Consider the following 12,789-nt stretch of genomic DNA (forward strand, 5'->3'; position numbering starts at 1 on the left):
TGGTGCAAAACGCAGTGCAAAATGGTGCAAAACGCAGGATGATAAGCATAAATATCCACAGCAATGGTATAAATAAAACCTTTTCGAACCATGAAACATATAGCTCAAAGGGGCAGAATAGCCATTAAAAAGTGGGTGTTTTGTGCCTAAAAGTGGATAATTGGGCTTGAAAAATTACGAGTCGGCAACCAAACTAGAAAGGCAAAATGGTGCAAAATGCAGGTTTTGTTCTTAGAAATGGACAAAACAAAAGGCCCGAAAGACCCCCAAAAGTAGTTATTTACCTACTTTTTAACCTATATTTTCGCTAGAAGGGAGTGAAAATAATAATGCAATTGTAAAATATAAATAACAATTTTAACTTTTGCTTGTTGATGAGTAAGTGTGTTGATGAGCTTGTGGTTTTTTGGTAGGTTAGTAGGTTAGTTTATGAGTAGATAAGTTGGTGATTTGGTGAGTTGATTAGTTGATGGTGCTTATCTAGGCCAATGGAGAACCAGCGACTTGCAATAAAATGTGTTGAAGACCTGATTAACGCATCTTGTATTTGCCTTAGAACAGGTTAGTATCTTGTGTGCACATCGAAATACCTTCAATGTTAACCACTTTATTTGAAACCGCTAAATGGCCCGCAATCATATGTTTAATACTTTGCTTACATGTTCTAATTGCAATGTATTAGGCAAATGATTGCAAGGCATTTAGCGGCCATTTAGTTTTCAAGACATTTGGTTATGCCTTTTCTTTTATAATGCTTTGAAGAACATTTCCAACCAATGCGGTCGTGATTATTACTTAATGCCCCTTTGGTTTAAGGCCTTAGTGTATTTAGCCGCGTTGGCCAAATGTTCTGCATAAGTTTTAGCAAAGTTATGCGTACCGCTAAAATCTTCTTTCGCACACATGTACAGGTAACCGTGCTTTTTAAGATTGAGTACGGCCTCGATACCTTCTATGCTAGGAATGCGTATCGGACCAGGGGGCAAACCTGCGTTGCGATAGGTGTTATAGGGGCTGTTGATGTTGAGTAGCTTATTGTAAATGCGTTTCAGTCCAAACTGTTTCCACGCATATTTAATGGTTGGGTCGGCTTGTAGGGGCATGCCGTTCGGGTATTCGGCATTGCGCAACATCAGTCGGTTGTAGTACATACCTGCCACCATAGGCTTTTCTGCATTGTTGGCTGTTTCTTCGTCGACGATGCTCGCCAGTGTAATCACCTGAACGGGTGTTAGCTTTAGCTCGTTAGCCTTTACGGTTCGGTCAACATTCCAAAAGTTCTTGCTTTCTTTCTGCATGCGGTCGAGCAGTTTTTCGGTTGATATGTTCCAATAAACGTCATAGGTGTTAGGGATGAACATACATTGGATGGTGGCCGTATCATAACCATAGTGCGCGCAAATTTTGGGGTCGCGCAATGCATTCAGCAGCTGAGTGCTGTCCATCATGAGGCGTTTGCACACTTCTGCCGATAGTTTGTCAAGCGTTCTTACGCTAGGGACGGTGAGGCTTACGGGTTCTTGCATGCCGTTTTTCAGGTGTCTGAACACCACAAAAGCCCCTTGTCCTGCCTTTATGGCATAGCGTCCCGGCTTGATATGCTCGCCGTAAGAGCTGTGTCGCGTTAGCGTTCTGAACCCACTTAGCGCATGTGGCGAGCAGTTGGGGGTGAGTTTGGCATACACCGAGTCGATATTATCGTCGTTGTCTATGTATACGAACTTGGTGGCACTGCCCGATGGGAGCATGGCCGAAAAGAAATAGTAATACAATATACCCAATATTACGAGCAAGCAAACGCCCGCAGGGATGAGGTAATTTCTTACACAGCTGTGTTTCATTGTTGATTATGCTTTATTTTCATTGCAAAGTTAGTAATTTTAAACAACATCTGTGGAGAGGTGAGCATATTTTTATAACTTTGCACTTGCTGTTCTTGGTTATGTGTTTGGTTATACGAACCCATATCGCGTTTGCGCTTGCATTTTCAGAACATATTTTTATGGATAATAAAACGGAAGGGAAATAAAATGATAAAAGATCACGATACCTATATATTTGATTTAGACGGTACGCTATTAAATACTTTAACCGATTTGGCCGCTAGCTGCAACTATGCCCTGCAACAGCACGGCATGCGCCAACGTACTATCGACGAGGTACGGCAATTTGTGGGGAACGGCGTAAAGAAATTGATGGAAAGAGCCATACCTGATGGTTTGGCTAACGCCCAATTTGAGGAAGTTTACCAATGTTTTCGCCAACATTATCTTGAACATGGGCTAGACCATACATCGCCTTATCCTGGGGTGTTGCAGATGTTGGCTGAACTGAAACGGCGTAAGAAGAACGTTGCCGTAGTGAGTAATAAGTTTTATAAGGCTACGCAAGAGTTGTGCAAGCATTTTTTTGACCAGTATGTGGAGGTGGCTATTGGCGAACGCGAAGGCATTAGCAAGAAACCGGCACCCGATACGGTATTGGAAGCCCTTGTGCAGTTGGGTGTGTCGGCTGAGAATGCTGTGTATATTGGTGATAGTGATGTGGACATAGCCACAGCCAAAAACTGCAATTTGCCTTGTATCAGTGTGCTTTGGGGCTTTCGCGATAAGGATTTCTTGCTCCGTTCGGGTGCTACTACACTTATCACAGCACCCGAAGAGTTGTTGGTGTAGTGGCGTAGCGGTTTTTACAAGCAGGGAGAGTGAAATAAGGTTACTCCTACTAAACGCATGAAGGAGCTGTGTTATCAATATGAAATAATCAAGCCATGCCTACTATGAAGATAGAAGAGGGCATGGCTTGACTATGTTAGTGCGTTAGTATATTGAGAAAAAGTGGTAAGTGGAGTGGGGAGACGTGAGTTGCGTCAGCTTGTCAGAACTGCCACCAGTGTTTCTTTTTCTTGTAGCTTTCGGGATTGTTATGTGCCCTAATTGCGTTTCTAACGATTTGTTTGTAGGTAACGTTCTCCGTTACCATACGATAAATCTCGCCCCAATCGGGCAGTCCACCAACGTTACGGTCGTCGATAAAGAGGTCGGCTTTGAGTTTTCTAGAGAAATGGTTGTTCTTCTCTTTCTCCTCTTCTGGATAGTCTCGGTTCACAGCATAGAACTCCACACCGCGTTGTCTGCACCATTCCACGGCCTCGTCCAGCAATTCGCCTTCCCTTACACTCCATAAGATAAGCCTGTGCCTGTCTTTGATGAGCATTTTCAACGTTTCGGTGGCGAAGGGTATTTCTTCTCCAATTTCGGGGTAACGGTGTTCTACGATAGTTCCGTCGAAATCAACTGCAATTGTCATTCCTTATAGTGTTTAACGGGTTTCATCGGCTTGGCTGCTGATGAAACCCGCGTTATGAAGTGGCTTTATTGTTTCACCGAAGTATCGTTCTCGTTGCTGTAATGGCTGTTGCTGTAATTGCCATAGTTGCCATAGTTGTTATAGCGACCGTACTTTCCATGTTTGCCATAATAGCCATACTTGGCATATCTGCCGTATTTGCCATAGCCGTAGTAGTAGCCGTACTTCTTCTTCGAGAGGTCGATGCCGTTAACCACAACGCAGATGTTGGGCAACTTGTTTTCTGCGTGAAGCGTGTTGATGAGTTCGAAATTCTCTTTCGGTGTGTAGTCGGCGCGACAAACATACACCGTGAGGTTCGAAACCCTACCCACTTGCAACGTATCTGTAACAAGGCCAACTGGTGCGGTGTCGATAATCACGTAGTCGTATGTGCGTTTGAGCAAGTCCATGATGTCGTCTAGCGAAGTTCTTGTAAGCAACTCGGCAGGGTTTGGCGGTATCGGACCGGCCATCAGCAATTCCAAGTTGTCGTTGACACCTGATGGCAATGTTTGCGCTTGTATGTCGGCAGCGGTTACAACGGTCTTTGTTAGCAAATTGGTGATGCCATGTCGGTGGTCGTCAATCTCGAACAACTCGGCCAATCGCGGCTTACGGATGTCAAGACCAACCAGGATAACCTTCTTGCCAAGTAGTGCGAACGACACGGCGAGGTTTGCGGCGATGAATGTTTTGCCTTCGCCCGATATGCTAGATGTGAACGAAATGACCTTTTCGTTTTCTTTAAGCATGAATTGCACGTTGGTACGCATCGAACGGAATATTTCTTCCATCTGGTTGTTCTGGTTCTCGTGAACAACGATGTCGGCTTTTGTCTTAGCTGTTTCGCTAGCCACGGCCACGTCTGCGATGATGGGAAGGCGCGTGAGACGTGCCACATCGTCGTGTCCTTCAATCTTATACCTAAAGAAACTGAGAAGGAAAAATACCACACTTGGAATGGCCAGGCCAGCAGCAAGTGCGCCCGCATAGATGGTTGATGACCTCGGAGCCACCTTGCCGACAACGGTGGGGTCGTCAATTAGCTTTCCCTTGTCGGCAGTTGCGGCAAGAGAGATGGAGTTTTCTTCACGTTTTTGCAGCAGCATGAGGTACAGTCCTGCTTTCACCTCAAGCTGTCGGCCAATTTGTTTCATGGTTTTCTCCTGCTCGGGTGTTTGTTGTATCATGCTGTTGTATTTGCCATACTGAGATGCCACAGCATTTCTTTGGATGTCCATGCTGCGCTTGGCTTGCGCCATTGCTCGGCGAATACTGCTCGAGAGGTCGTCTAGTTGCGATGTTAGGGGGGTAACAGTGGGGCTGTTTTCCGATGCACTTCTAAGCAGCCTGTTTCGTTCGAGTACTATTTCGTTGTACTTGTTGATAAGCGAAACGGCCGATTGGTCGCTGATGCCGATGTTGGCAGGCAGCGTCTCGTATTTATTGGAAGGCTGGTTCATGTAGTCGTTGATGCTGTTGAGCAACGCAATCTGTGTGTTAGCCTCGGCAAGTTTCTGGTCGTATTGGTCGCTGTTAGACAAGGCTTGGTTTGCGCTCATCTGCAGTTCCACCATCTTGTTTGCTTTCTTGTAGCTTTCCAATTGGCTTTCGGTACTTCCAAGCTCGGTGTTAATCTTCTCCAATCGCCCGTTAATGAACTCTTCGGTTCTCACGGCCACTTCGTTCTTGTCTTCGTTCGCTTGCCTATTATAGCAAATAGCAAGTTGTTTAAGGTAGTCGATGGCGCGTTCTGGACTTTGGTCGTTGATGGTAAGCACAGCGATAGAGGTGCTTTTCGACGACTGGGCAATGCTTAGGCCCGCAGCATAACCAATGGCCACGGCCTTAGGAGGGCTAATGCGCACCAGCACCTTCTCGCCATCTTTCATGGGAGTGGTGGAGTTGGGTATGAAGGTGAGGATGCCCGCTTGCGTTCCAATGGCGGCAGGTAGAGCCGTAAAGCTCTTGTCGATGGCGTAGGCCTTTCCTGGTGCATCGGGATTGGTGGAGTAATAGGTACCCTCGACATGGTATTTCTTTCCCTCACGCGTGATGGTTAGGGAGATTGGGTGGGTCAATATGTCGAGGTGTATGGGGTCGATGTCTACTGATATAGGTTGTGTTTTGTACATCAACCTGTTGGTTACTTTGCCCGCACTCATATAAGTGGTATATAGTTTCAGGTCTTTAACCGCCTGGATGGCAATGGAACTCGACTTGAGAATTTCCATTTCGTTGTCGATACCAGTAGAGTTCGACACAATGCCGAGGTTCGTCGTGTATTGCAAACTGTTTCGCCCCCTGCTGTTATTCTCTTCCTTAATGAGCAGTTTTGCGTATGTCTGATAAATGGGAATGGTGTATCGCAGATAGATGCTGGCCAGTCCCAGGCAGATAATTAATGACAATACAAACCATTTCCAGTTCAGGATGAGGGTCATGTAAACGGTTTGGAAATTGAATAGCGATTTGCCCGCTGGGGCTTGTTCGTTATCCAAGGTGTTGTTTTTTATATTCTCTTCCATACAATCTGTTGTTTCTTTTCTCTATCTCTCTTCACTTATGATGTTTCACTGTTGTTTGAGAAGTTTCAACGCTTTAGCTTTATTTCGCCATTTGGGCAATGCGCATGAGATATTGGCCGTACTCGTTTTTAATCATGGGTTGGGCCAAAGCCTTCACTTGTTCCTTGTCAATCCACTTGTTGTCCATCGCAATTTCTTCGAGGCAAGCCACCTTTTGGCCTTGTCTTTTCTCAATTACTTCGATGAACGTACTTGCTTCGCTAAGGCTGTCGTGTGTGCCCGTGTCTAGCCATGCAAAACCCCTTTGCAGCGTTTGCACTTTTAGGGCTCCTCTTGAAAGGAACTCTTGGTTAACGGTTGTTATCTCCAATTCTCCCCTTGCGCTGGGCTTGATGTTCTTGGCTACTTCAACCACGGCGTTGGGATAAAAGTATAAGCCCACCACGGCATAGTTGCTCTTTGGGTGTTTGGGCTTTTCTTCTATGCTGAGGCAGTTGCCCTTGTCGTCGAATTCTGCCACCCCATAGCGTTCTGGGTCGTTAACGTAATAGCCGAAAACCGTTGCCTTACCATTGTTCGCAGCCTCTACACTCTGCCTAAGCATACCCGTAAATCCAGCTCCATAGAAGATGTTGTCGCCAAGTACGAGGCAAACCGTGTCGTTACCAATGAACTTCTCGCCGATGATGAACGCTTGCGCCAGACCATCAGGGCTGGGTTGCTCGGCGTATTCAAACTTTACGCCCAAGTCTTTCCCGTCGCCCAATAGGCGTTCGAAACCTGGAAGGTCGTGTGGAGTGGATATAATCAATATCTCTCTGATGCCTGCTAGCATCAAAGCCGATATGGGATAGTAAATCATGGGCTTGTCAAAAATGGGTATCAACTGCTTACTAACACCTTTTGTAATGGGGTAGAGCCTTGTACCTGAACCTCCGGCAAGTACGATTCCTTTCATACGCTTTTGTTTTAACGATTTATGGGACAATAATTTATTAGCTATGCCTTGTTTGTGAACAATGCAAACACAATGGCAGGGCGTTTAGCTCACCATCCGCAAGTCAAAATGAGAAAGACAGTCTGGGCGCATCCCAAAACGTTCACCTCTGTTTGCATCTATGATGGTGCAGTTCCTTCCCACTTGCATCGTGTCACCTTATTATATGTTGCAAAGATAATAATAAAAACTGAAATTTATATTTTTCGGCTAGTTTTTGTTTGCTTTATTGTACTTTCTCCGGATTTACTTTGTCCTTTTCGGCTTTGCATTACCGTTTTTGTTCTCCATTTCTGCGTTGTTTATGTATTTTTACTCTTAATTTTTACTAAACCATTTTGCGGTTCGGATTAAAATACTTAATTTTGAAATTCGAACAATCAATAAAACTTGAAAAGTGAAAAATATCATACTAACGCTGTTAATATTTCTCTTACCGCTAGGCACTTCTGCACAAAAGATAACCATAGGCTCGTGTAATACGATGGACGGAGGCCTTTATAAGGGCGAAATGGCTGGCGGAAAGCCTCATGGTAAGGGCAATACGCTGTATAGCAATGGTGAAACCTACGAGGGCGAATACTTTAAAGGGCGTCGCCAGGGCTATGGCGTTCGAACCTTTGCTGATGGAAAACGTTACGAAGGGCAATGGTTCCAGGATCAACAACACGGCAACGGCACTTGTTATTTCGCCAACAACAATAAATATGTGGGTCTTTGGTTTCGTGGGCATCAACAAGGTCATGGCGTGATGTATTATTATAATGGTGATAAGTACGAAGGCAATTGGGCTCACGACAAGCGCCAAGGCAAAGGCAGATACACCTTCTCTACGGGTGCATTTTACGATGGGAACTGGAACGACGACAAAAAATCGGGCCTGGGTTTCTTCGATTGGGGCGACGGGTCCAACTATAACGGCATGTGGGTAGACAACCAACGCTCTGGAAAAGGCACTAACCGTTATGCCGATGGCGACGTGTATGTAGGGAATTGGACCAATGACATTCAGAACGGAAAAGGTATTTACAAGTTCCAAAACGGAGATGTCTACGAAGGCGACTACGTTCAGGGCGACCGTACAGGCCAGGGTATCTTTAAATATGCCAACGGCGACCGCTACACGGGACGTTTCCTCGAAGGAGATAAGGACGGTAAGGGAACCTTCGTATGGGCAAATGGAGACTCGTATGTTGGCGACTGGAAGAAAGACCGACAGAACGGGCACGGAAAGTTGACGAAGAAGAACGGCGATGTGTTTGAAGGCAACTTCATAAACGGCCGCGTTGAAGGCGAGGTGATAATACACTATGCCGACGGGTCTCGTTTCAAAGGCACTTATAAAGATGGTAAACGGAACGGAAAAGCAATAGAGGAAGATAAGAGCGGAAACAGGTTTGAGGGAACATACGTCAGAGGTGTTCGCGACGGCCGATTTGTTGAGAAAGACAGAAACGGGCAGATTAAAGCCAAAGGCCATTACGAAAACGGAAAACGTTTCAACGACTGATTACCCCAAACGCGCTCCTCATCGCTTGGCATTAAGAACTAGAAACAGAGAACGATGGTATTAGACGTGTTAGACAATTTTGGAAAATACGCGGCATTGAACCCGTATTTCTCTTTGGTGGACGCCTTTATGCGTACCCACCAGCTTGAAGAACTTGCGCTCGGCACATATAATATAAAAGGTGAAGACGTGGTGTTGAAAATAGAACAGGCCATGGGAAAAAGTCGAAACGAGGCCGTTTTGGAGAGCCATCGCCAAATGATAGACATCCAAATTCCACTTCAACAAGAAGAAACATTCGGCTTGGCAGCCACTGTTTCATTGCCCCCAGCTGACTATTCTGCCGAAAAAGACATCTCGTTCTACCCCAACTCACCCGCGCAGAACTACGTAACATGTCCTCGTGGAGGATTTGTGATATTCTTCCCACAAGACGCACACGCACCTTGTATCTCCGAAGATGCAAACTTTACAAAGGCTATTTTCAAAGTGCGATGTGTGTAACGGCGGTCAAAACAGCCTGTTTTTCCGATGGCTCCAACATTAATTGTACCAGTTTTGCTTGCTCCTGAGCTAAGCAAAGTGGGCAAGACATTTCTAAGGACTAGCCAAACCTGTTTTCTCATACCACAAGGACCAAGAGTTGAACCAACATCATAAGGCCGTGACGTCAACAACACATTGCGCAAACATGCACAAACAAGAACATGTTGACCTCTCGGCACTCGTACATATAAATTGAAATAACTATGTCAGCAAAAGACGCTAACCCCACAAAGAAAGTGAAAAAGCCTTCGAAGACGACAACAGCGCCCACCCCAAACGCCTCACGCATGGGCCTAGTTAAGAACGATGCCTACCTCGAACCCTACGAGGATGCGATACGCGGCAGGCACGAACATTACCTGTGGAAAATGAACCAGTTGACAGGCAATGGGCGGAAAACGCTAAACGACTTTGCCAATGGACACCAATATTACGGCCTACACAAGCTGTCGAAAGGGTGGGTGTTCAGAGAATGGGCACCAAATGCCACCGAGATATATCTCGTGGGCGATTTCAACGATTGGAAAGAGACAGAACGTTACCGTGCCAAGCGCATCGAAGGAACAGGCAACTGGGAGTTGCGCCTATCCGAAAAGGCCGTTTCTCATGGTGACCTCTACAAGATGCACGTGTATTGGGACGGCGGAAACGGAGAACGTATTCCTGCTTGGGCGCGCCGCGTGGTTCAAGACGAACAAACGCACATCTTCTCGGCCCAAGTTTGGCAACCCGAACATGCTTACGAGTGGTCGAAGAAGAAGTTCAAACCCACCACTTCGCCCTTGCTCATCTACGAGTGCCATATTGGTATGGGGCAAGATGCCGAAAAGGTTGGGTCGTACACCGAATTTAAAGAACTTGTTTTGCCGCGCATTATCGAAGACGGGTACAACTGCATACAGATAATGGCCATACAAGAACATCCCTATTATGGCAGTTTCGGCTATCATGTCAGCTCGTTCTTTGCGGCCTCTTCGCGTTTTGGTACGCCCGAAGAGCTGAAATCGCTCATCGACGAGGCACATAAGCATGGCGTGGCCGTTATTATGGACATCGTACACTCGCATGCAGTGAAGAACGAAGTGGAGGGATTGGGCAACCTTGCAGGCGACCCCAACCAATTCTTTTACCCAGGCGAGCGACACGAACACCCGGCTTGGGATTCGCTTTGTTTCGATTACGGTAAAGACGAAGTGATACACTTCCTACTTTCCAATTGTAAATATTGGCTCGAAGAGTTTCATTTTGATGGTTTCCGTTTCGATGGCGTAACCTCAATGCTCTATTACAGCCACGGATTGGGCGAAGCCTTCTGCAACTATGGCGACTATTTTAATGGCCATCAAGACGACAACGCCATTTGCTATCTCACGTTGGCCAACAAGCTTATACACGAAGTCAACCCCAAAGCCATTACCATTGCCGAAGAAGTTAGTGGCATGCCTGGTCTTGCGGCACGCATTGACGACGGCGGATATGGGTTTGATTATCGTATGGCGATGAACATTCCCGACTTCTGGATAAAGACCATTAAGGAGCTTTCAGACGAGAATTGGAAACCCAGTTCCATCTTCTGGGAAGTGAAGAACCGCCGCTCGGACGAACTGACCATCTCGTATTGCGAAAGTCACGACCAAGCTTTGGTAGGCGATAAAACCATCATTTTCCGCCTTATTGATGCCGACATGTATTGGCATTTCAAGAAAGGAGACGAGAACGACGTTGCCCACCGTGGCATTGCCCTGCATAAGATGATAAGGCTTGTTACTGCTGCTGCTATTAATGGGGGCTATCTCAACTTCATGGGCAACGAGTTTGGGCATCCCGAATGGATTGACTTCCCACGCGAAGGCAACGGATGGAGTTACAAATACGCACGCCGGCAGTGGAATTTGGTGGACAACAAGGAACTAGACTACCATTATTTAGGCGACTTCGACAGAGAAATGCTGAAAGTCATCAAGAGCGAAAAAGACTTTATCAAAACGCCCGTGCAAGAGATTTGGCATAACGATGGCGACCAAATCCTCGCTTTCATGCGTGGCGACTTGATATTCGTCTTTAACTTCAACCCAACCACTTCGTTCACCGATTACGGTTTCCTTGTTCCCACGGGGGCATATAATGTGGTTTTGAATACTGATGCCAGCGCGTTTGGCGGTAACAACCTGGCCGACGACTCTGTTACGCACATCACCAACTACGACCCTCTGTATGTTGCCGAGCGTAAGGAGTGGCTAAAACTGTACATACCTGCTCGTTCGGCGGTTGTTTTAAGAAAAAATTAGATGAACATTTCATTTCAAAAGAATGGAGCTGTGCTGTCGCAGGCACTGTGCTCCATTCTCTTTTGTCTTTATAGCTTTGTTTTCACTTGTTTCTATCAAGCGAACGAATTGGCTTTGATGATACGCCGCCTTACTGATGGCATACAGCTCTACCTTAACCGTTGGGTTGTAGGCTTGTTGCTCACGGGGTTATTGTTGTTGTTGCAACGGGGCTTGTTACGCCTTATGGGTGGTAGTGGGCACAGGTTGTATGTTCTGTCTTTTGTACCTTCTTTTTTGGTACTCATGTTCCTCTCTTCCTTTACAGGCATTGCACCTTTCGCTGCATTCTTGTCAAAACTAGGCACATCGTTGGTGCTTGTAGTGTTGGCGGTTGGCTTGTTTGTTTGGCGCCAAAGGCGAAATGTAGACACGGAAACAGAATACAATCCGATGTTTTTCCTTCCCCAGTCGGTATGGTTTATGGCCTTACTGATGTTTGCCGCTGCATACGGCGGTGCTGTTCCTGCTAAGCTGCATCAACAGCTTGTAATGGAAATGCTGATTAAAAGTGGAAATAGCGAAAAGGCTTTGGAAGTAGGTAAGCGTGATACGGATGCCGATTCGGCACTAACTTCGTTGCGTGTACTGGCCTTGGCCAACGAAGGACTTCTTGGTGAGCAACTCTTTGATTTCCCCTTACGGGGCAAATCGGCGGCGATGATGCCAAACGGAAAGTCGGTAAGGTGGTTTACACTAAATGCGAAAACCCTCGACACACTCTTCGTCATGCCCACTCCACACGATGAATACATCACCCTAAACGGACTTGAAAAGTGGGCGGAAGAGCACAAGCTTACCAAGCCGGCTTACGATTATCTGCTCTGTGGCTATCTTTTAGACCGCCGCATTGATCTCTTTGCCATCAATGTGTTTCGCTATTACCCCAACAACAACGAATTGCCCAAGCATTATCGCGAGGCACTTACCTTGTATATGCACCAGCGTACCAACCCTGTTGTTGTTTACAGCAACAACTTGATGGAAACCGATTATCAGGATTTTCAGGATTTGGAGAACAAATATAAAAACCGTGCCGAACGCATTAACGCCCTTCGCAGTGTTTACGGCAACACCTATTGGTTCTATTACAATTATGGCGAGTAATAGGGTAGGTTAGCAAGGACGGGGTTACTAGTAGACAAGTGAACGAGTAGAAAAGTGAACGTGTTGGTAAGGTTCAAGTCCACACAAGCCCCAAACTAAAAAACTCATAAGCTCAACAATTCATGAATTTACAAGTCCACCAACACACCAACCAACTCACCAACCAACTCACCAACTTGCCAATTCACCAACTTGCAAACTCATCAACTCACAATCTCCCCAACTCATAACCTTACCAACTCACAGTCTTAAATTGTTATCTTTATTTTTACAATACAGTTCTAATTTTCACTCCGTTCTAGCGAAAATATAGGTTAAAAAGTAGGTAAACTACTACTATTTCTTGCTTTTCACGTCTTCTAACGTGTCCGTTTTTGAGAACATAACCAGCATTTTGCACCATTTTGCCTTTCTAGTTTGGTC

At 46.0% G+C, this 12,789-nt stretch carries 9 protein-coding genes; 5 read left to right on the plus strand and 4 right to left on the minus strand.

From position 1 onward, the window contains the following. Positions 1-791: 791 nt before the first annotated feature. Positions 792-1,841: an endolytic transglycosylase MltG gene (gene mltG / locus HMPREF2955_RS01045; RefSeq protein ID WP_070720100.1), complete on the minus strand. Its 1,050-nt coding sequence runs from the start codon at positions 1,839-1,841 to the stop codon at positions 792-794. Between the two features lie 189 nt (positions 1,842-2,030). Between mltG and HMPREF2955_RS01050 the strand changes: the two genes are divergently transcribed. After that, complete coding sequence (locus HMPREF2955_RS01050; RefSeq protein WP_210401253.1) at positions 2,031-2,675, plus strand: HAD family hydrolase; 645 nt, start codon at positions 2,031-2,033, stop codon at positions 2,673-2,675. Between the two features lie 202 nt (positions 2,676-2,877). On the opposite strand, the gene HMPREF2955_RS01055 is transcribed toward HMPREF2955_RS01050, so the two are convergent. From HMPREF2955_RS01055 to rfbA, 3 genes are all read right to left on the minus strand, one after another. Next, entirely contained in the window at positions 2,878-3,309 is a 432-nt protein-coding gene (locus HMPREF2955_RS01055) for a BT0820 family HAD-type phosphatase (RefSeq protein WP_009229916.1), read from the minus strand. Between the two features lie 65 nt (positions 3,310-3,374). Then, positions 3,375-5,879, minus strand: coding sequence for a GumC family protein (locus HMPREF2955_RS01060; RefSeq protein WP_070720102.1), 2,505 nt, complete (start codon positions 5,877-5,879; stop codon positions 3,375-3,377). A gap of 79 nt (positions 5,880-5,958) precedes the next feature. After that, positions 5,959-6,837, minus strand: a complete 879-nt coding sequence (gene rfbA / locus HMPREF2955_RS01065) for a glucose-1-phosphate thymidylyltransferase RfbA (protein WP_019188507.1) — start codon at positions 6,835-6,837, stop codon at positions 5,959-5,961. A gap of 436 nt (positions 6,838-7,273) precedes the next feature. Between rfbA and HMPREF2955_RS01070 the strand changes: the two genes are divergently transcribed. From HMPREF2955_RS01070 to HMPREF2955_RS01085, 4 genes are all read left to right on the plus strand, one after another. After that, positions 7,274-8,386, plus strand: coding sequence for an MORN repeat-containing protein (locus tag HMPREF2955_RS01070; protein ID WP_070720105.1), 1,113 nt, complete (start codon positions 7,274-7,276; stop codon positions 8,384-8,386). 54 nt (positions 8,387-8,440) lie between these two features. Continuing rightward, complete coding sequence (locus tag HMPREF2955_RS01075; protein WP_070720107.1) at positions 8,441-8,890, plus strand: NanQ anomerase/TabA/YiaL family protein; 450 nt, start codon at positions 8,441-8,443, stop codon at positions 8,888-8,890. A 329-nt stretch (positions 8,891-9,219) separates the two neighbouring features. Next, positions 9,220-11,220, plus strand: a complete 2,001-nt coding sequence (locus tag HMPREF2955_RS01080) for an alpha amylase C-terminal domain-containing protein (protein WP_139145441.1) — start codon at positions 9,220-9,222, stop codon at positions 11,218-11,220. Beyond that, positions 11,221-12,366 carry a DUF6057 family protein gene (locus HMPREF2955_RS01085; RefSeq protein WP_070720111.1) on the plus strand — a complete coding sequence of 382 codons (1,146 nt, stop codon included), beginning with the start codon at positions 11,221-11,223 and terminating at the stop codon, positions 12,364-12,366. Positions 12,367-12,789: the final 423 nt, after the last annotated feature.

Origin of the sequence: Prevotella sp. HMSC073D09, from assembly GCF_001814145.1 — a bacterium.
Lineage (GTDB): Bacteria > Bacteroidota > Bacteroidia > Bacteroidales > Bacteroidaceae > Prevotella > Prevotella conceptionensis.

Bases quoted from the DNA above. Each gene is read 5' to 3' on its own strand.
- mltG (WP_070720100.1), bottom strand. From the start codon at position 1,841: ATGAAACACAGCTGTGTAAGAAATTACCTCATCCCTGCGGGCGTTTGC.
- HMPREF2955_RS01050 (WP_210401253.1), top strand. From the start codon at position 2,031: ATGATAAAAGATCACGATACCTATATATTTGATTTAGACGGTACGCTA.
- HMPREF2955_RS01055 (WP_009229916.1), bottom strand. From the start codon at position 3,309: ATGACAATTGCAGTTGATTTCGACGGAACTATCGTAGAACACCGTTAC.
- HMPREF2955_RS01060 (WP_070720102.1), bottom strand. From the start codon at position 5,879: ATGGAAGAGAATATAAAAAACAACACCTTGGATAACGAACAAGCCCCA.
- rfbA (WP_019188507.1), bottom strand. From the start codon at position 6,837: ATGAAAGGAATCGTACTTGCCGGAGGTTCAGGTACAAGGCTCTACCCC.
- HMPREF2955_RS01075 (WP_070720107.1), top strand. From the start codon at position 8,441: ATGGTATTAGACGTGTTAGACAATTTTGGAAAATACGCGGCATTGAAC.
- HMPREF2955_RS01080 (WP_139145441.1), top strand. From the start codon at position 9,220: ATGGGCCTAGTTAAGAACGATGCCTACCTCGAACCCTACGAGGATGCG.
- HMPREF2955_RS01085 (WP_070720111.1), top strand. From the start codon at position 11,221: ATGAACATTTCATTTCAAAAGAATGGAGCTGTGCTGTCGCAGGCACTG.